General features: G+C 63.3%; 18 protein-coding genes. 11 read left to right on the forward strand and 7 right to left on the reverse strand.

Going from position 1 to position 18698, the window contains the following annotated elements; translation table 11 throughout:
* From R6254_RS18785 to crcB, 10 genes are all read left to right on the forward strand, one after another.
* Complete coding sequence (locus R6254_RS18785; protein WP_318409116.1) at positions 1-966, forward strand: TRAP transporter substrate-binding protein; 966 nt, start codon at positions 1-3, stop codon at positions 964-966.
* 10 nt (positions 967-976) lie between these two features.
* On the forward strand, positions 977-1486 hold the full coding sequence (locus R6254_RS18790) for a TRAP transporter small permease (RefSeq protein ID WP_318409118.1): 510 nt from the start codon (positions 977-979) through the stop codon (positions 1484-1486).
* 41 nt (positions 1487-1527) lie between these two features.
* The gene (locus R6254_RS18795; RefSeq protein WP_318409119.1) at positions 1528-2829 is read left to right on the forward strand and encodes a TRAP transporter large permease; all 1302 of its coding nucleotides are present in this window, start codon (positions 1528-1530) and stop codon (positions 2827-2829) included.
* 125 nt (positions 2830-2954) lie between these two features.
* Positions 2955-5891 (forward strand): monovalent cation/H+ antiporter subunit A, encoded by a 2937-nt coding sequence (locus tag R6254_RS18800; RefSeq protein ID WP_318409121.1) that lies wholly within the window; start codon positions 2955-2957, stop codon positions 5889-5891.
* Entirely contained in the window at positions 5891-6271 is a 381-nt protein-coding gene (locus R6254_RS18805; protein WP_318409123.1) for a Na+/H+ antiporter subunit C, read from the forward strand. Before R6254_RS18800 ends, R6254_RS18805 begins: the two co-directional genes overlap by 1 nt.
* A complete protein-coding gene (locus R6254_RS18810; protein WP_318409124.1) occupies positions 6268-7965 on the forward strand; it encodes a monovalent cation/H+ antiporter subunit D in 1698 nt (565 codons plus the stop codon). Before R6254_RS18805 ends, R6254_RS18810 begins: the two co-directional genes overlap by 4 nt.
* Positions 7965-8456 (forward strand): Na+/H+ antiporter subunit E, encoded by a 492-nt coding sequence (locus R6254_RS18815; RefSeq protein ID WP_318409166.1) that lies wholly within the window; start codon positions 7965-7967, stop codon positions 8454-8456. Before R6254_RS18810 ends, R6254_RS18815 begins: the two co-directional genes overlap by 1 nt.
* Positions 8453-8731: a K+/H+ antiporter subunit F gene (locus R6254_RS18820; RefSeq protein WP_318409125.1), complete on the forward strand. Its 279-nt coding sequence runs from the start codon at positions 8453-8455 to the stop codon at positions 8729-8731. Before R6254_RS18815 ends, R6254_RS18820 begins: the two co-directional genes overlap by 4 nt.
* Complete coding sequence (mnhG, locus tag R6254_RS18825; protein WP_318409126.1) at positions 8728-9093, forward strand: monovalent cation/H(+) antiporter subunit G; 366 nt, start codon at positions 8728-8730, stop codon at positions 9091-9093. The genes R6254_RS18820 and mnhG overlap by 4 nt, the downstream gene beginning before the upstream one ends.
* A gap of 17 nt (positions 9094-9110) precedes the next feature.
* Positions 9111-9497 carry a fluoride efflux transporter CrcB gene (gene crcB, locus R6254_RS18830; RefSeq protein ID WP_318409127.1) on the forward strand — a complete coding sequence of 129 codons (387 nt, stop codon included), beginning with the start codon at positions 9111-9113 and terminating at the stop codon, positions 9495-9497.
* A gap of 47 nt (positions 9498-9544) precedes the next feature.
* Here the strand turns inward: crcB and R6254_RS18835 are convergent, their stop codons facing one another.
* From R6254_RS18835 to R6254_RS18865, 7 genes are all read right to left on the reverse strand, one after another.
* Positions 9545-10627, reverse strand: coding sequence for an XdhC family protein (locus R6254_RS18835; RefSeq protein ID WP_318409129.1), 1083 nt, complete (start codon positions 10625-10627; stop codon positions 9545-9547).
* 32 nt (positions 10628-10659) lie between these two features.
* Positions 10660-11250, reverse strand: coding sequence for an SRPBCC family protein (locus tag R6254_RS18840; RefSeq protein ID WP_318409130.1), 591 nt, complete (start codon positions 11248-11250; stop codon positions 10660-10662).
* A gap of 46 nt (positions 11251-11296) precedes the next feature.
* Positions 11297-12481: a vWA domain-containing protein gene (locus tag R6254_RS18845; RefSeq protein ID WP_318409131.1), complete on the reverse strand. Its 1185-nt coding sequence runs from the start codon at positions 12479-12481 to the stop codon at positions 11297-11299.
* 117 nt (positions 12482-12598) lie between these two features.
* Entirely contained in the window at positions 12599-13504 is a 906-nt protein-coding gene (locus tag R6254_RS18850; protein ID WP_318409132.1) for an AAA family ATPase, read from the reverse strand.
* 116 nt (positions 13505-13620) lie between these two features.
* Positions 13621-14412, reverse strand: coding sequence for an FAD binding domain-containing protein (locus tag R6254_RS18855; RefSeq protein WP_318409133.1), 792 nt, complete (start codon positions 14410-14412; stop codon positions 13621-13623).
* A 22-nt stretch (positions 14413-14434) separates the two neighbouring features.
* Entirely contained in the window at positions 14435-16810 is a 2376-nt protein-coding gene (locus R6254_RS18860) for a xanthine dehydrogenase family protein molybdopterin-binding subunit (RefSeq protein WP_318409135.1), read from the reverse strand.
* Positions 16811-16853: 43 nt separating this feature from the next.
* Positions 16854-17321 (reverse strand): (2Fe-2S)-binding protein, encoded by a 468-nt coding sequence (locus R6254_RS18865; protein WP_318409136.1) that lies wholly within the window; start codon positions 17319-17321, stop codon positions 16854-16856.
* A 216-nt stretch (positions 17322-17537) separates the two neighbouring features.
* Here R6254_RS18865 and R6254_RS18870 point away from each other — a divergent pair, with 216 nt between their 5' ends.
* A complete protein-coding gene (locus R6254_RS18870; protein ID WP_318409137.1) occupies positions 17538-18674 on the forward strand; it encodes a sigma-54-dependent Fis family transcriptional regulator in 1137 nt (378 codons plus the stop codon).
* Positions 18675-18698 lie beyond the last annotated feature (24 nt).

An 18698-nucleotide genomic window follows, 5' to 3' on the forward strand; every position in this document is an offset into this window, starting at 1 on the left:
ATGAAATTCAAACTTGCCCTGATTGCCGCCGTACTTAGCGTCGGTACCGCAGCCTTTGCCCAAACCAAATGGGACCTGCCCGCCGCTTACCCCGCCACCAATTTCCACAGCGAAAACCTGGTGCAATTCGCCAACGACGTGGATAAGGCCACCGCCGGCAAACTCAAGATCACGGTGCATGCCAACGCCTCGCTGTTCAAGGCACCGGAGATCAAGCGTGCGGTTCAAGGCGGCCAGGCGCAAGCCGGTGAAATCCTGCTGGTCAACTTCCAGAACGAAGCGCAGCTTTTCGGCGCTGACGGCCTGCCCTTCCTGGCCGACAGTTATGACGCGGCCATGAAACTCTACAAGGCTCAAAAGCCCGCGCTGGACAAAAAGCTGGCCGAGCAAGGTATGTTTGTCCTGTATTCCGTGGCTTGGCCACCACAAGGCATTTACTCGAAAAAACCGGTGAACTCCGCCGCTGATCTCAAGGGCATCAAGTGGCGCGCGTACAGCCCGGCCACGGCCCGCATTGCCGAACTGGTGGGCGCCCAGCCTGTCACGGTTCAGGCCGCCGAATTCTCCCAGGCACTGGCCACCGGTGTGGTCGAATCCACCATGACCTCGGGCGCCACGGGTGTAGACAGCAAGCTGTACGAACACCTCAAGTATTACTACGACACCCAAGCCTGGCTGCCCAAAAATGCCGTCATCGTGAACAAACAGGCTTTCGATGCACTCGACAAAACCACGCAAGCCGCCGTGCTCAAGGCGGGTGCCGCAGCAGAAACACGCGGCTGGGCGGCCAGTCAGGGCGTCAACACCAAAACGCTGGAAACCCTCAAGGCCAATGGCATGCAGGTTTTGCCACCATCACCCCAACTCAAGGCTGACATGAAAAAAGTCGGTGACACCATGCTCCAGGAATGGCTGGCCAAAGCCGGCCCCGAAGGTCAGGCCGTGGTTGATGCCTACCGCAAATAACCGAACCAACATGCGCAAACTGTTAGATGGCATTTACAACAGCGCCGCCGCTCTGGCGGCGCTTTTTATGGTCGGTCTGCTGGGCATGGTGCTGCTGTCCGTCGTGAGCCGGCAACTCAACTTTCATGTGCCCGGCACCGACGCCTATGCCGGTTACCTGATGGCCGCCAGCGGCTTTCTGGCGCTGGCACACACCCTCAAACGCGGCGAGCACATCCGGGTGACCCTGGTGATCAATGCCCTCCACGGGCGTTGGAAAAAAGCCATGGAGCTTTGGGCGCTGGGTGTGGCAACACTGCTGGCGCTGCTGTTTGCCGCCTACAGCTGCAAACTGGCCTGGCAGTCCCGGGTGTTTAACGATATTTCCACCGGCAGTGACGCCACACCGCTGTGGCTGCCGCAGCTGGCCATGGCTTTCGGCGCCGTCATCCTGGTGATTGCCTTCATCGACGAACTGGTGCTTGAGATTCAGGGTCGCCGTGTGGCGCCGCTCAGTGGCGAAGCCCTGCGCAACGAATAGGATTTTCATGATTTTTTCCACATACTCGAAACGGCGGCCCCATGAATGATCTGGGCGTTACCGCACTGCTGGTACTTTCACTCTTTTTGATTCTGGGAACCGGCGTCTGGATCGGCTTGACGCTCTCCGGCGTGGCCTGGATCGGCATGCAGCTGTTCACCTCGCGCGTCGCTGGCGACGCCATGGCGGTGACCATCTGGGGATCGGCCTCCAGTTGGACGCTGACCGCCTTGCCGCTGTTCATCTGGATGGGTGAAATCCTGTTCCGCACGCGGCTGTCGCAAGACATGTTCAAGGGCCTGGCGCCCTGGATGCAGGCCTTGCCGGGCCGGCTCTTACACACCAACGTGGTGGGCTGCACCATTTTTGCGGCTGTCTCTGGCTCGAGCGCGGCAACCTGCGCCACCATCGGCAAGATGACGCTGCCCGAACTCAAGCACCGCGGCTATCCCGAACACATGATCGTCGGCACCCTGGCAGGCGCCAGCACGCTGGGTCTTTTGATCCCGCCGTCCATCATCATGATTGTGTATGGCGTCAGTGCCGATGTCTCCATCGCCAAGCTGTTTATCGCGGGTGTGTTGCCTGGGATCATGCTTGCGCTGCTTTTTTCGGGCTATATCGCGGTTTGGGCATTGCGTCACCCGGAACAGATTCCCGCCGCCGATGAAAAAACCAGCTTTCTGCAAAAGCTCTCGGCTTCACGCGCTCTGATTCCTGTGGTCTTGCTGATCCTGGCGGTGTTGGGCTCCATCTACACCGGCATTGCCACGGCCACAGAGGCCGCCGCGGTCGGTGTGGTCGGCTCACTCGTGATCTCGGCCTTGCAGGGCTCGCTGAGCTGGGCGACTTTTCGCGATGCCCTGATGGGCGCAACGCGGCTCTACTGCATGATCGCGCTGATCCTGGCGGGCGCTGCGTTTTTGACGCTATCGATGGGTTACATCGGGCTGCCGCGCCACCTGGCCGAATGGATTGCGACCATGGGCCTGAGCCAGGGCCAACTGATCCTGGCACTGACCTTCTTTTTTATCCTGCTCGGTTGTTTTCTGGATGGCATCTCCATGGTCGTGCTGACCATGGGCGTGCTGATGCCGACCATCCAAAAGGCCGGCATTGACCCGATCTGGTTTGGCATCTTTATTGTGCTGGTGGTGGAAATGGCGCAGATCACGCCGCCTGTCGGCTTCAACCTGTTTGTGCTGCAAGGCATGACCGGCAAGGAGTTGACCTGGATAGCCAAGGTGACACTGCCCATGTTTTTCCTGATGTGCGCGGCCGTCTTCCTTGTTTACGTCTTTCCAGGCATCGTCACCTGGCTGCCGCAGCAAATGAGCCGTTAAGCCACCGGGTGCGGCGCGCTGGCAAGGCGCTCGACTTTTAAAACCTTCGTGCGGTGTAAAGCCTTTCGCCGCACGAAGGTTTTTTTATGGGTCTCTCCGAGCTTGACTCGATAGAATGGGCCGCAATGCCTCTAGTCCTGCTTATTGTCCTTCCCTTTGTTGCCAGTGTGCTCGCAGCCCTGCTGCCGGCCAACGCCCGCAACCGCGAGTCCACCCTGGCAGGACTGGTCGCACTGGGCTGCGCAGTACAAGTGGCCTGGCTGTTTCCCCAACTGGCTGGCGGCAATGTGCTGCGCCAGGAAATCGAGTGGTTGCCGGCCTTGGGCCTGAACCTGGTCTTCCGCATGGACGGTTTCGCCTGGCTGTTCTGCATGCTGGTGCTGGGCATAGGCGCGCTGGTCGTGCTCTACGCGCGTTATTACATGTCGGCCTCGGACCCGGTACCGCGCTTTTTCTCCTTCTTCCTGGCCTTCATGGGCGCCATGATGGGTGTGGTGCTGGCGGGAAATCTGGTGCAGATGGTGTTGTTCTGGGAACTCACCAGCCTGTTCTCCTTCCTGCTAATCGGGTACTGGCATCACCGGCGCGATGCTCGGCGCGGCGCACGTATGGCGCTCACGGTCACCGGCGCCGGCGGCCTGTGCCTGTTGGCCGGCGTGCTGGTGCTGGGACGTATGGTCGGCAGCTACGATCTGGACGTGGTGCTAGCCTCGGGGGACGCCATACGCGCGCATGCGCTGTACACCCCGGCGCTGGTGCTGGTGCTGCTGGGCGCCTTCACCAAAAGCGCGCAGTTCCCCTTTCATTTCTGGCTGCCTCGCGCGATGGCGGCGCCCACACCGGTGTCCGCCTATTTGCACTCGGCCACCATGGTCAAGCTCGGCGTGTTCCTGATGGCGCGGCTCTGGCCGGTGTTGTCCGGCACCGAGCAGTGGTTCTGGCTGGTCGGCGGCGCCGGTGCCATCACCTTGCTGCTGGGTGGTTTTGTGGCCATGTTCCAGCGCGACCTGAAAGCGCTGCTGGCCTATTCCACCATCTCGCACCTGGGGCTGATCACCTTGCTGCTCGGTCTCAACAGCCCGCTGGCGGCCGTGGCGGCGGTTTTTCATGTGATGAACCACGCCACCTTCAAGGCTTCGCTGTTTATGGCGGCCGGCATCATCGACCACGAGAGCGGCACACGCGACATCCGCAAACTCAGCGGGCTGATGCGCCTGATGCCCATCACCGGCGCGCTGGCCATCATCGCCAGTGCCTCCATGGCCGGTGTGCCGCTGCTCAACGGCTTTCTCTCCAAGGAAATGTTTTTTGCCGAGACGGTGTACATCCAGTCCACCGGGTGGCTCAACTGGGGCCTGCCCGTCATTGCGACCCTGGGCGGCGTGTTCAGCGTCGCCTACTCCGCACGTTTTGTGTTTGACGTGTTTTTCGGCCCGCCCTGCGGCCCGGCTGTACCCAAGCAACCGCACGAGCCACCACACTGGATGCGTGTGCCGGTCGAACTGCTGGTGCTGATCTGTCTGGTGGTGGGTATTGCACCTGCCTGGTCGGTCGGTCCTATGCTCGCCACGGCGGCAACGCCGGTGGTTGGTGGTATGTTGCCCGAATACAGCCTGGCGGTATGGCACGGCTTAAACCTGCCTCTGGTGATGAGTTTTATCGCACTCGCAGGCGGCACCCTCCTGTACCTGCTGCAGCGTCGTGGCCGCGCCCAGGGCCGCCTGCAACACACACCGCTGCTGCATCGTTTTGATGGCCAGCGCATTTTTGAAAACCTGCTGGCGCGCCTGAGCGAAGCCGGCCGGCGCAGCCGACAACTGCTGGGCACACGGCGCATGCAGTCGCAATTGCTGTTGCTGGTCGCCGTGGCGGTGACTGGTGCGGCGGCGGCCTTGTGGTTCACGCCGGCCGAACGCGGCACACGCGAGTTGCTCGCCTTTTCGCCCATGTTCGCCATGACCTGGCTGATTGGTGCGGCCTGCGCGGTCGGTGCGGCCTGGCAGGCCAAATTTCACCGGCTGGCCTCGCTCATGCTGGCAGCCGGTGCCGGACTGGTCTGCTGTATCACCTACATCTGGTTTTCGGCGCCCGACCTGGCCCTGACCCAACTGGTGGTCGAGGTGGTCACCACGGTGCTGCTGCTGCTCGGCCTGCGCTGGTTGCCTATGCGTAAGGTCACGATCCAGCCCATCCAGACCCGCGTGCGCCTGCTGAGTCGGCGCGGACGGGATTTGCTGGTCGCCGCCCTGGCCGGCTGCGGCATGGCCGCGCTGGCCTGGACCGTCATGACCCGGCCTTTCCCGCAAAGCATCTCGCCCTTTTTCCTGGAGCACGCCTTGAGTGAAGGTGGTGGCACCAACGTGGTCAACATCATGCTGGTCGACTTCCGCGGCTTTGACACCTTTGGCGAGATCACCGTACTGGGCGTGGTCGCGCTGACGGTGTATGCGCTGCTGCGCCGCTTCCGGCCGGCCCGCGAGTCCATGGCGATTCCCATCCAGCAACGGGTCCAGACCGACCATGGCAGCAGCGACCTGCTCAACCCACGCCGCGCCGTTGATACGGCGGTGGGTTACCTGATGGTGCCGGCCGTGCTGGTCCGGCTGTTGCTGCCGCTGTCGGTGCTGGTGTCGGTGTACTTCTTCATGCGCGGGCACAATGCGCCGGGCGGCGGCTTTGTCGCCGGGCTGGTGATGTCCGTGGCGCTGGTCCTGCAGTTCATCGTGTCTGGCACCGAGTGGGTGGAAGAACACCTGCGTATCTATCCCCGGCGCTGGATCGCCATCGGCCTCTTGCTGGCCATCACCACGGGCGGCGGTGCCGTCGTCCTGGGTTATCCCTTCATGACCACCCACACTGCCCACCTGCACCTGCCGCTGCTCGGCGAAATTCATATTCCGAGCGCGCTATTTTTCGACACCGGCGTGTTCGCGCTGGTGCTGGGTGCCACCATGTTGATCCTGACCGCGCTGGCCCACCAGTCGATACGCAGCCACCGCTGGGCCGAAGAACAGGCTGAAAAAGAGGCCGAAGCCCAAGCCGCCGCAGAGGGAGCCCGCTGATGGAAATGGTGCTTGCCCTCGCGATTGGCGTGTTGACCAGCTCAGGCGTCTACCTCTTGCTGCGTCCGCGCACTTTCCAGGTGATCATGGGCCTGACCCTGATCTCCTATGCCGTCAACCTCTTTATCTTCAGCATGGGCCGGCTCAAGATCGACAGCGAACCGGTGCTGGTTCCCGGCGTCGTCGCCACGCTGGCCAACACCGCCGACCCGATGCCGCAAGCCCTGGTGCTGACCGCCATCGTGATCGGCTTCGCGATGACCGCGTTGTTTCTGGTGGTGATGCTGGCCTCGCGCGGGCTGAGCGGCACCGACCATGTTGATGGTCGGGAAGACGCCCTGGATGACACCCGCCTGCATGTCAAGGAGCCCAAGCCATGAGCGGGCTTCTTCATTGGCTGGACCGCCTGCTGGAAGCCACCATGCCGCATCTGGTGGCCGTGCCGATTCTGGTGCCGATGCTGACGGCCGCCCTGATGCTGCTGCTGGGCGAACAACGCCGCCGCACCAAATCCGCGCTCAGCGTGATCTCGGGCCTGATTGGCCTGCTGGCCGCGCTGGCCTTGCTGCGCTGGGTCAATGCGCCCGACACCGGTGGCGGCGCCGGCTCCATCGGCGTCTACCTGCCCGGCAACTGGCAAGCACCCTTCGGCATTGTGTTGGTGGCGGACCGCCTGTCAACGATGATGGTGGCACTCACCGGCGTGGTGGCCTTTGCAGCGTCTATCTACTCGACCTCGCGCTGGGACCGCGCGGGTGTGCATTTCCACCCGCTGCTGCAGTTGCAACTCATGGGGCTGAACGGCGCCTTCCTCACCGGCGACCTGTTCAATCTCTTCGTGTTTTTTGAAGTGATGCTGGCCGCTTCTTATGGCTTGCTGCTGCATGGCTCGGGCCGCCTGCGTGTGCAGGCCGGCTTGCACTACATTGCGATCAACCTCGCCGCCTCGTCCTTGTTCCTGGTCGGTGCTGCCCTGCTGTATGGCGTGACCGGCACCCTCAACATGGCCGACCTGGGCATGCGCATCGCACAACTCGCCCCGTCCGAGCGCGGCCTGGTGCATGCGGCGGCTGCGATCCTGGCCACGGCTTTTTTCGCCAAGGCCGGGGCCTGGCCGCTGAATTTCTGGCTGGTGCCGGCCTACAGCGCGGCGGTTTCGCCGGTCAGCGCTGTGTTTGCGCTGCTGACCAAACTCGGCATCTACACCGTGTTGCGGCTCTGGACCGTGCTGTTCGCGCCGGACACCGGCGCCTCGGCGCAGTTTGGCCAGAGCGTGCTCATGGCCATCGGGCTGGCCACACTGTTTGTCGGTGCGCTGGGCATTGTCGGTACACAAAGGCTCTCGCATCTGGCGGGTTATAGCGTGCTGATTTCAGCCGGCACCCTGCTCACCGCGGTCGGTCTCGGGCAACCGGCGATCTGGGCCGGCGCACTGTATTACCTGCTCAGTTCAACCCTGGCGGTCAGCGCCTTTTTCCTGCTGATCGACATGATAGAGCGCTGGCGCAATGCGGGTGCCAGCATCGCGCCGCACGAGTCGGCCGACAACGCGCCCTTCCTGTCACCCGACCTGACCAGCTTCGACGACGTGAACCTTGATGACGAACAGCAGGCGCTGTATGGCCGTGCCATCCCGGCCGGTGTGGCTTTTCTCGGCCTGGGTTTTGTCGGCTGCACCTTGCTGCTGGCCGGCTTGCCTCCGCTGTCGGGCTTTGTCGGCAAGTTCGCCATGTTGTCAGGCTTGCTGGATGCGCCCGCCATCACCCTGGCCAGCTGGTTCTTCCTGGCGCTGCTGCTGGTCTCGGGCTTTCTGACACTGGTCGCCCTCAGCCGCGCCGGCATCCGCCATTTCTGGACGCTGCCGCACAGCGCCATACCGGCCCTGCGCGCGATCGAGGTCCTGCCGGTCGCGGCGCTGCTGGCCGCCTGTGTCGCGCTGACGATAGAGGCCGGGCCGGTGATGCAACACGCCCAGGCCACCGCGCAAGGCCTGTTCTCGCCCAACGCCTACCGCAACGCCGTGATGGGCGCGCGGCCCGTCCCCAAGCCCGCACCCAAGGAGGCCGCCCCATGATCAAGCGCTGGCTCCCCTCGCCGCCCTTGTCGCTGGCGCTGTTTGTGGTCTGGCTGTTGCTCAACCAGTCCCTGGCGCTGGCCACGCTGCTGCTGGCGGCGGTGCTGGCCGTTGCCGTGCCCCTGCTGACACGGCGCCTGCGGCCCGCCACCGTGCGCATGCGCCGGCCCGGTGTGGCCTTGCGGCTGACCGGCGTGGCCTTGTTTGACATGTTGCATTCGGCGCTGGCGGTGGCGCGGCTGTTATTGACACGCCGCACCCCGGCCATCGCCTCGCACTTTGTGCTGGTGCCGCTGGACATCCGGGACCCCAACGCCCTGGCCGTGCTGGCCATGATCTGCTGCCTGACACCTGGCACGGCCTGGGGCGAGTTGTCCCTGGACCGCTCGGCGCTGCTGCTGCACGTGTTCGACGTGGACGACGAGGCGGCCTTCATCGCCATGATCAAGGAACGTTACGAACGGCCACTGATGGAGATTTTCGAATCATGACACCGGTACTGCTCTGGGCTCTCAAGTTCGCGCTCTTCCTGCTGGCCGTGGCCATGCTCTGCGCCGCGACACGGCTGCTGATCGGCCCCACGGCGCAGGACCGCGTCATGGCGCTGGACTGCCTCTACATCAACGGCATGCTCATGATGCTGGTGCTGGGCATCGTTTATGCCAGCAATGTGTATTTTGAAGCGGCCATGCTGATTGCGCTGTTCGGTTTTGTCGGCTCCACGGCCATGGCCAAATTCTTGCTGCGCGGAGAGGTGATCGAATGAGCACGCCACTGCCACTCTGGGCCGAAATCCTGACCGCCGTGTTTGTCGTGCTGGGTGCGGCTTTCGCCGCCATCGGCTCCTTCGGGCTGGTGCGGCTGCCGACTTTTTTCCGCCGCATCCATGCGCCCACGCTGGGCGCCACCGCCGGTGTGTGGTGCATCACGATCGCGACCATTGTTTATTTCTCGGTGCAGGGTTTCAATTTGTTTCTGCATGCGGTGCTGATCGCCCTGTTCGTCGCCCTCACGGCGCCGGTGACCACCATCTTTCTGATGCGCGCGGCGCTGTTCCGAGAACGGCAAAAAGGCGGCGACGTACCGCCTGCGGCAAAGTCAGAGCCAGAAAATCACCCTGCCCATTGAACCCCACCGCGTCCACCATGCTGCCAGTCCTCGCCATCTGTCTGGGCGCCTCCGCCGGCGCCTTGGCCCGCTGGGGCCTGGGACTCTGGCTGAGTCCCGCCGGCCTGCTTCCCTGGGGCACGTTGGCCGCCAACCTGGCCGGTGGCTACCTGGTCGGTGTGTGTGTGGCCATCTTCCATTCCATGCCCCAGCTTGACCCCTTGTGGCGGCTGCTGCTGATCACCGGCTTTCTGGGCGGACTCACGACCTTCTCCTCATTTTCTGCAGAAGTTGTCGGTTTTCTGATGGAAGCGCGTTATAGCCTGGCGCTGGGGACGGCCGCGCTGCATGTGCTGGGCTCGTTGCTGCTGACCGTGGTCGGCATCAAAAGCGCTCTGTTTTTCATAGCTTCCCGCGCCCATTAGACAAGGGCTGCAGGCCTATTTGGCTTATAACTTGGCCGTTTCGAGCCTTAGTGCGCCGAACGCCCCACGCCACACAGCAGTTCCCCCGCCTCGTTGGCCTCCACCGCGCGGACGTCTTTGGCCTGCCGCACGGCCATGTCGCGCGGCAACACCACGCCATTTTTCACGGCCAGCACCTCGGCCATCACGCTGACGGCAATTTCCGGCGGGGTCTTGCTGCCGATGTAAATGCCTATGGGGCCGCGCAGGCGCGCGAGAGCCGCTTCGCTGAGGCTGAAGTGTTCGGCCATGCGCTGGTGACGCGTCTCGTTGTTGCGCCGTGAGCCGATGGCGCCTATGTAAAACGCGTCGGTGTTCAGCGCCTCCATCAAGGCCAGGTCGTCGAGTTTGGGATCGTGCGTGAGCGCAATCACGCAGCTGCGCCGGTCCGGCTTGAAGGCGATCACCACATCGTCCGGCATCTCGCTGAGCACCTTGGCGCCGGCCACCGACCAGGCGCTGCGGTACTCTTCGCGCGGGTCACACACGGTGACGGAAAAGCCGCTGAACAAGGCCATGGTGGCCAGGTATTCGGTCAGCTGGCCCGCACCTATCAGCAGCATGCGGTACTCGGGGCCAAAGGTGTTGACCAGTTCCTGCGCCGAGACGCTGAGTTCGGCCGGCGCCATGGCTTGTTCCAGTGTGACAACACCATCGGCCAGGCGCACGCTGCGTTGGGTCAACTGCCCGGCTTCAAGCGCTTCAACCAGTTGCGCCAGCGCGGTGGCGTCGGGGTCGTATTCCAGCAACAACTCCAGCGTGCCGCCGCAAGGCAAGCCAAAACGGTGGGCTTCGTCAGCGGTGACGCCGTATTTGACAAAGGCCGGCGGGCCGGACGGAATGGTTTTGCCACCGCCGTCCAGCGACAGGGCCGACGCATAGGCTTGCGTGTGCCGATAGATCAAGTCGTCTTCAATACAGCCGCCCGACACCGAGCCGACCACCGCACCGTCTTCACACAGCGCCATGATGGATCCCACCGGCCGCGGCGACGAGCCCCAGGTCCGCACCACCGTGGCCAGCAAGGCGCGTTTGCCCGCCGCGCGCCAGTCGCGCAGGGTGCGCAATACCATCACATCCAGATTTTCCATATGTCTTCCTTTCGCCGGGTGCCTGCAAAGCGTCAACCGCCCAGCGAGACCACCAGCACCAGCGCCAAAATCACCGCGCCGGCGATATAAACCCACACCGGCATGCCCGCACCGCGGGTGCGGGGGACGGGTTCTGCATCCACATCACCCATCACTATTTTCGCCGCATAACTCTCGGGATGCTGGCGCTGCATTTCATCGTCAAAACGCTTGAAAAAATCTTCCGCCATGGACTTGGCGGCACCATCGATCAGCCGCTGCCCGAGCTGCGCGACCTTGCCGCCGACCGACGCGTGCACGGTGTAAGACAACTCGCAGCCCTCGTCGTTGGGCAGCAAGGCCACTTCCGCCGTTCCTTTGCCAAAACCGGCCACACCGCCCTGCCCGTCAAACGACAGCTTGTAACTGGCCGGCGGGTTGATCTCGCTGAGGGTGATCTTGCCGGTGAACTTGGCCGAGACCGGCCCTATCTTCAGCGCCATGCCGATCGCGTACTGGTTCTCGCCCGTCGCTTCAACCTTGTCGCAGCCGGGGATACAGGTTTTGAGTACGGCGGGGTCGTTCAGCGCATCCCAGGCTTGTTGCTGGGTCACGGCGAGTTGCCGGCTTCCTGACATGTCCATGGTGTTGTCCTTTTTTGTTGTTTGTTCAGAGTGAAATCATGAGTGCTCAGGTCTTCATCAGAGCCGCCAGGCTGGCCGCCAGTTCCTCCAGCTTAGCTAAGTTGTGCACCGCAAGCATGCCGTGGGCCTGCGCATGGAGTACCGCTGCGCCACGCGCCAGTGGCGCATAAGCCTCAAAACGCAGCAAGGGGTTGAGCCAGAGCAGGCGGCGGCTGCGCCGGCGCAACCAGGCCAGCTCACGCGCCAGGTCGGCCGGCTCGCCGGTGTCCAGCCCGTCGGTGATGACCAGCACGATGGTGCGGCGCCCGACCAGACGGCGCGCATGGTGTTCGCGCAGGCTGGCCAGCGACAGGCCCAACTGGGTGCCGCCGGCAAAATCTTCAATCGCCAAACTGGCATGCGCCAGCATGGCGTCGGTGTCGGCCTGGCGAAACGCTGGCGTCAAGTCCGTCAAGTGCATGCCGAAGGCAAACACATCACGCTGCGGATGGCGGCGTGTGGCCGCATGCAAAAAGGCCAGCAGCAGCCGGGCATAACGCTCCATCGAGCCTGACACATCAACCAGCACCAGCAAAGGCAGGGCCTGCTCGCGCCGCTGCAAACGTGGCAGTTGCATCAGTTCGCCGCCGGTCTGCGCAGCCCGGTGCATGACGCCCGGCCAATGCATACGCGCGCCCGAAGCCGCGGGCCGGCTGCGGCGCGAGGCAAATAGGGGCAGGGGCAGCTTGATGTCACGCGCCAGCCGCTCGACCAGCCGGTATTCGGTGGCCGACAAGGCGTTGAAGTCGGCATGTTGCAAGCGTTCAATGTCGCTGGCTGTCATGGCCGCGTCAAACTCCACCTTCTGGTCTTCGGCGGCGGGTTGGGCCTGCTGGCCAAAGGTTTTTTGCGGCGCCAGCGCCTCGCGCACACGTGGCCGGCGTTTGCTGGCCTCGGCTTTTCCTTCGGCGCTGGGCAGCAACTGGGCCAGCAGCTTGTTGGCAACTTTCGGGTCCTGGAAATACACCTCAAACAGTTCGCGAAACACCAGCCTGTCCTGCTCGCGGCTGACCATCACGGCTTCAAAGGCGGCGCTCAGGTCTTCCTTGTCGGCGATGCCAACGGCGAGCGCGGCCTCCTTGGCCAGGGCAATACGCTGGCTGTCGATTTTGACGCCGGCACGGCGCAAGGCCCGGCCGAAGCCGGTGATGTTGTCGGCGAGTTTGCCGCTGCGCGCATCACCTAGGAACATAGGCCCCCACGTTCGCTCGCTGCGCGTAGCTCTCTGCCCCCCGAGGGGGCGTTGCGCCTGCGGACTGGCGAAGCCAGATCCGCGGCCCCTGCTGGTAAAGAGGGCGCTCCGTGCTCTTCATTCGGCCGCTGTCTCTTCGGGCTTGAGCAGCTCGACGGCCAGCTCATGCGTGAGCGCCGCCACGTCTTCGCGCTGTTTGAACAAAATGCCAGCCGTGTCGGCCACCACCTCGGGGTCCACCACCAGCGTATCCAGCGCAACCAGTGCTTTTGCCCATTCCACACTTTCGGCAATGCCGGGGGCACGCTGAAAAGCATTGCCAAAGGGCGAGCGGCGCAGCCGGTCGACAAAACTCGCGACCTGGGCCGACAACAAATCGCCGGCCTGCGGCACCTGGGCCCGCACAATCGCCAACTCGCGCTCGCGGTCCGGGTAGTCCAGCCAGTGGTAAAGGCAACGCCGCTTGACGGCGTCGTTGAGTTCGCGCGTGCGGTTGCTGGTGAGTATGGTCACCGGCGTCACCTCGGCGCGCACCGTACCAATTTCCGGGATGCTGACCTGGTACTCGCCCAGGTACTCCAGCAAAAAAGCCTCAAAGGGTTCGTCGGCCCGGTCCACCTCGTCGATCAGCAGCACCGCGCCCGGTGTCGGTGTCTGCAGCGCCTGCAGCAACGGCCGGCGTATCAGGTAGCGGTCCTGGTAGACCTCGCGCTCCACGTCGGCGGCCTGGCTGTGACCTTCGACGGCACGCATATGCAACAACTGCGCGGCGTAGTTCCACTCGTACAGGGCTTCGCGTTGCTCCAGCCCGTCGTAACACTGCAGGCGTATCAGCTGACGCTGCAGCGCCAGGGCCAGCGCCTTGGCCAACTCGGTTTTGCCAACGCCAGGTTCACCTTCGAGCAGCAGCGGGCGCTGCAATTTCAGTGCGAGAAAAACGGCCGTGGCGAGCCGGCGGTCCGCAAAGTAGCCGGCGCCCTGCAGCGCCTGGATCAGCGCATCAATACTTGGGAAAATCGTCATCAAATCGGTTTCCCATCTTCAGTCGCTATCAATTAAATAGCTGCTTTCGCCCGCCCATTAAGGGCTAGAGGCATAAAAATCTAAAAAAAAGGCGAACTCGGGTCTACAGGGCCGGATCACGCCAGCGCCTTCGTCACCCCGCGCTGCGCCTGCACGCTGATCAGATTGGCGCGGTAAGCCGCCGTGGCGTGGATGTCGCTGTTCAGGTCTGTCGCATCAATGTTGACGGCCGCAGCCGCTTCCGGCGTGAAACTTTTGCTCAAGGCCGCTTCCAGCCCCGAGTGACGGAACACACCGTTGGACGCGCCGGTGACGGCGACCCGCACGCCGGCATCAAACTGTGCAATAAACACACCTACCAGTGCAAAACGCGAAGCCGGCTGTTTGAACTTCATGTAGGCCGCCCGTTTGGGGATCGGGAAGCTGATCGCGGTAATCAGTTCGCCCTGGTTCAGGGCGGTCGCAAACATGCCCAGGAAAAAGTCGTCGGCTGGTATCTTGCGCGTGGTCGTGTGAATCGTCGCACCCAGTGCCAGCACGGCGCTGGGGTAACAGGCAGACGGGTCGTTGTTGGCGACCGAGCCCCCCAGCGTGCCCATGGCGCGCACCTGCCGGTCGCCGATGTTGCCGGCCAGGTCGGCCAGCGCCGGCAAAGCGGCTTTCAGCTCGGCGTGGGTGGCGACATCGGCATGGCGTGTCATGGCACCGATCACAAAGGCATTGCCTTCGCGTTGGATGCCGACCAGCTCCTTGATGCCGCTCAGGTCGGCCAGTTGCTCCGGACTGGACAGGCGTAATTTCATGGACGCCAGCAGGGTTTGACCGCCGGCCAGCGCTTGGGCGCCGGCGGCGGCGAGTTTGGCCGCATCCGCTGTGGTGGCTGGACGTTCCAGGGTAAATGCATACATGGTGGGTACTCCTTGGAAGGTGTCAGTGTTTGGCTGCCTGGATGGCTTCCCAGACGCGGCCGGAGGTCGCGGGCATGTCGAAGTCAATCACACCCAGGGGCTTCAAGGCATCCAGCACCGCATTCATCACCGCCGGCGGCGAACCGATGGCACCGGCCTCGCCGCAGCCTTTGGCACCCAGCGGGTTGTGGCTGCAAGGCGTGCACAAGGTGTCCAAGGTGAAGTTGGGCATGTCGTCGGCACGCGGCATGGTGTAGTCCATGAAGGAGCCGGTCAACAACTGGCCGGACTCCGGGTCGTACACGCAGTTTTCCAGCAGCGCCTGGCCGATGCCCTGCACCAGGCCGCCATGCACCTGGCCTTCGACAATCATGGGGTTGATGATGTTGCCGAAGTCGTCCACCGCCGTGAAGCGGTCGACCCGCACCTCGCCAGTGGCCGGGTCGATCTCGACCTCGCAGATATAGGTGCCGGCCGGGAAGGTGAAGTTGGTCGGGTCGTAAAACGCGGTCTCGTTCAGGCCGGGCTCCAGCTTGTCCAGCGGGTAGTTGTGTGGCACATAAGCCGTCAGCGCGACCTGGCCGAAAGTCACCTTTTTATCGGTGCCCTTGATGGTGAACTCGCCGTTGGCAAACTCCACGTCGGCATCGCTGGCCTCCATCAGGTGCGCGGCAATCTTCTTGGCCTTGGTCTCTATCTTGTCCAGCGCCTTCATGATGGCCGTGCCGCCGACTGCCAGCGAACGCGAGCCGTAAGTGCCCATGCCGAAAGGCACACGCCCGGTGTCGCCGTGCACCACGTCCACCTGGTCCACCGAGATGCCCAGGCGCGCGGCGACCACCTGCGCAAACGTGGTTTCGTGGCCCTGGCCGTGGCTGTGGGAGCCGGTGAACACGGTCACGCTGCCAGTCGGATGGACCCGCACCTCGCCGCACTCGAACAGGCCGGCGCGTGCGCCCAAAGCGCCGGCAATGTTGCTGGGCGCCAGGCCACAGGCCTCGATATAGCAGGAGTAACCGATGCCGCGCAATTTGCCCTTGGCTTCGGTCGCGGCCTTGCGTTTGGCAAAGCCGGCAACATCGGCGAGTTCATTGCCTCGCTTGAGCAAGGCGTGGAAGTCACCCACGTCGTATTGCAGCGCCACCGGCGTCTGGTAAGGGAACTGGGACACCAGGTTGCGCCTGCGAATTTCGTCCTGCGCCAGGCCCAACTCCCAGCCGCAACGCGTGACCAGACGCTCCAGCAAATAAGTCGCTTCCGGTCGGCCGGCACCGCGGTAAGCATCTACCGGTGCGGTGTTGGTGAACCATGCATCGACCTCGACATAAATCTGCGGCGTGCTGTATTGGCCAGCCAGCAAGGTGGCGTACAAAATCGTCGGCACGGCCGGGGCAAAAGTCGACAGGTAAGCGCCCATGTTAGCGTTGGTGTGTACCCGCAGGGCCAGGAACTTACCGTCCTTGTCCATCGCCATTTCGGCGTGGCTGGCGTGGTCGCGGCCATGCGCGTCGCTGAGAAAGGCTTCGCTGCGGTCGGCCGTCCACTTGATGTTGCGATTCAGCTTTTTCGAGGCCCAGGTCAGGCACACGTCTTCGGCATACAAATAAATCTTGGAGCCAAAACCACCGCCCACGTCGGGCGCAATCACCCGCACCTTGTGTTCGGGCAGGCCCATCACAAAAGCCGTCAACAACAGGCGTTCGACATGCGGATTCTGGTTGGACACATACAAGACGTATTCGTCGTTTGCGCGGCTGTAGGAACCAATTACGGAGCGCGGCTCCATGGCATTGGGCACCAGGCGGTTGTTGATCAAATCCAGTTGGGTCACATGGGCGGCTTTGGCAAACACCGCATCCACCTGTGCCTTGTCGCCTATGGCCCATTTGTAGCAATGGTTGTCGGGCGCCACATCGTGCAGGGCCGTGGCCTTGGCGGCCTCGGTGACCCGGACAACGGCGCTGAGCACGTCATAGTCGACCTCGACCAGCTCGGCGGCATTTTTGGCCTGCTCCAGCGTTTCAGCCACGACCAGGGCCACATGGTCGCCGACATAACGCACCTTGCCCTGCGCCAGAATCGGGTGCGGCGGCTCCTTCATGGGGGTGCCGTCGGTGCTGGTGATCAGCCAGCCGCAAGGCAGGCCGTTGATCTTGTCGGCCGCCACATCGGCGCCTACAAACACATCCAGCACGCCAGGTGCGGCCTTGGCGGCTGCCGTGTTGATACTTTTGATATTGGCATGCGCATGCGGCGAACGCACAAACACAGCGTAGCTCTGATGCGCCAGCGTGATGTCATCGGTGTATTGCCCGCCGCCGGTCAGAAAACGGTAGTCTTCCTTGCGCCGTATGGACGCGCCAATATTGGGCAAGTTGACAAAATCGGATGCACCCATGTTTGTACTCCTGAAAAATTGAAGAAGCGAATGCGTGCGGGGCTCAGGCCGACATGGACGCAGCGCCCTGCTGCACGGCCTTGACGATGTTCTGGTAACCGGTGCAGCGGCAGATATTGCCTTCCAGCAGTTCGCGGATCTCCGTTTCCGTGGCCTTGGGGTGGTGTTTGCAAAGATCAACCGCACTCATCACCATGCCGGTGGTGCAAAAGCCGCATTGCAGACCGTGGCACTCCTTGAAGGCCGCCTGCATCGGGTGCATGGTGCCGTCCGGCTGGGCCAGGCCTTCGATGGTGGTGATCTCGCTGCCTTGCGCCTGGGCCGCCAGGATGTTGCAGGACTTGATGGCGCGCCCGTTCATGATGACGGTGCAGGCGCCGCATTGGGCGGTATCGCAGCCCACATGGGTCCCGGTCAACTGCAGTTGCTCGCGCAGCACCTGCACCAGCAAGGTGTTGGTGGGGACCTCCAGGGCCTTAGATTTCCCGTTGACTTTGAATTGAACTTGCATGCGCTTGTCTCCTGTTGGCTTGAGGCTAGGGAGCGCGTCGGGCTCCGAGAACGAAACAAACCATTGTTGAATTGGTGACCCCACCCAGACCTAGGGTAAACCCCGGAAGCTTGCCAAACGAGGCCGAAATTCTCAAAATGGAACATTCCCTGCCAACCGGCAGACCAGCGCGTCCACGGCAGGCCTGTCAGGCTGCCCCCACCGGGTTTTCATGCCATGCTGACTGTCCTCTCGCCGTCTTCCGAACAACGCTTGCAACTCATCGCGCAAGCCCGCCAGGCGGTGATGCAGGACGGCAAAAGCCCGCCCGGCGGCGCCCTGGCCGACAGCTGGATTGAACGCTCCTGGCAGCGCTGCCTGGCCAGCGGCCAACGGCCGGACCAGGATGTCGGCTTTGACCTGATGTCACCGCAGGTACTGCGCCGCACCGAAGAGGCCAACCACGTGCTGGTGCAGGCCGCCCGCCCGGTGCTGGAAAAACTCGGGGCGGCGATTGCCAGCACGCACTACTTCGCCATCCTGACCAATGCACAAGGTGTGGTGGTGGATGTCAACGGCTCGATAGACAGACGCGACCGGCGCGCCGACCTGATCACCCGTATAGGGGTAGACCTGTCCGAGCAATGTGTGGGCACCACCGCGATAGGCGCGGCGTTGACCGAGCTGCAGCCGGTCTGGCTGCACCGCGGCGAGCATTTTTTCAATGCCAACTCGGCCTACAGCTGCGCCGGCGCGCCGGTGTTCGGGCCGGACGGCCGCTGCGCCGGCATGCTGGACCTGACCGGCGTGGACGCGGTGGAACGGCCCGAACTCAAACACCTGGTCGCGCAGTCGGCACGCCATATTGAAAACGCGCTGATGCAGGGCCGGCCACACGAGTTGCTGATCCGGCTGAACTGGTCCAGCCCCAGCCTGGGGGAAGACAGCGACGGCCTGGTCTGCCTGGACGCCGACGGCTGGGTCACAGGCGCCAACCCGGCGGCACGCCAGATGGTGCCGGCGCTGCAGGCCGGCCACCCGGCGGCCGTGCATTGCAGCGAACTTTTCGCCATGCCTTACGGCATTTTGTTTGACGCCGCCAAAGCCGATGCCACCCAGGCCTATCCCCAAGCCATCGACGTGCCTTTGTGGTCAGGCCTGCGCCTGCACGCGTTGCCGCTGCTGCAGGGGCGCGCCGCAGCCACCCAGCGGCTGACCGGCCGGACCGCCAGCCACCTGCCGCTCAAGGATGTGGAAACCGCCCTGATCCGCAAAGCCGTCAGCGACGCCAGGGGCAATGTCATGAAAGCGGCACGCACCCTGGGCATCAGTCGCGCCACCGTCTACCGCCGGCTCGGCAGCAAGACGAAGTAGCCGTGACCATTGGTGAAGACGCCG

This window comes from Polaromonas potterensis (genome assembly GCF_033446725.1).
Lineage (GTDB): Bacteria > Pseudomonadota > Gammaproteobacteria > Burkholderiales > Burkholderiaceae_C > Polaromonas.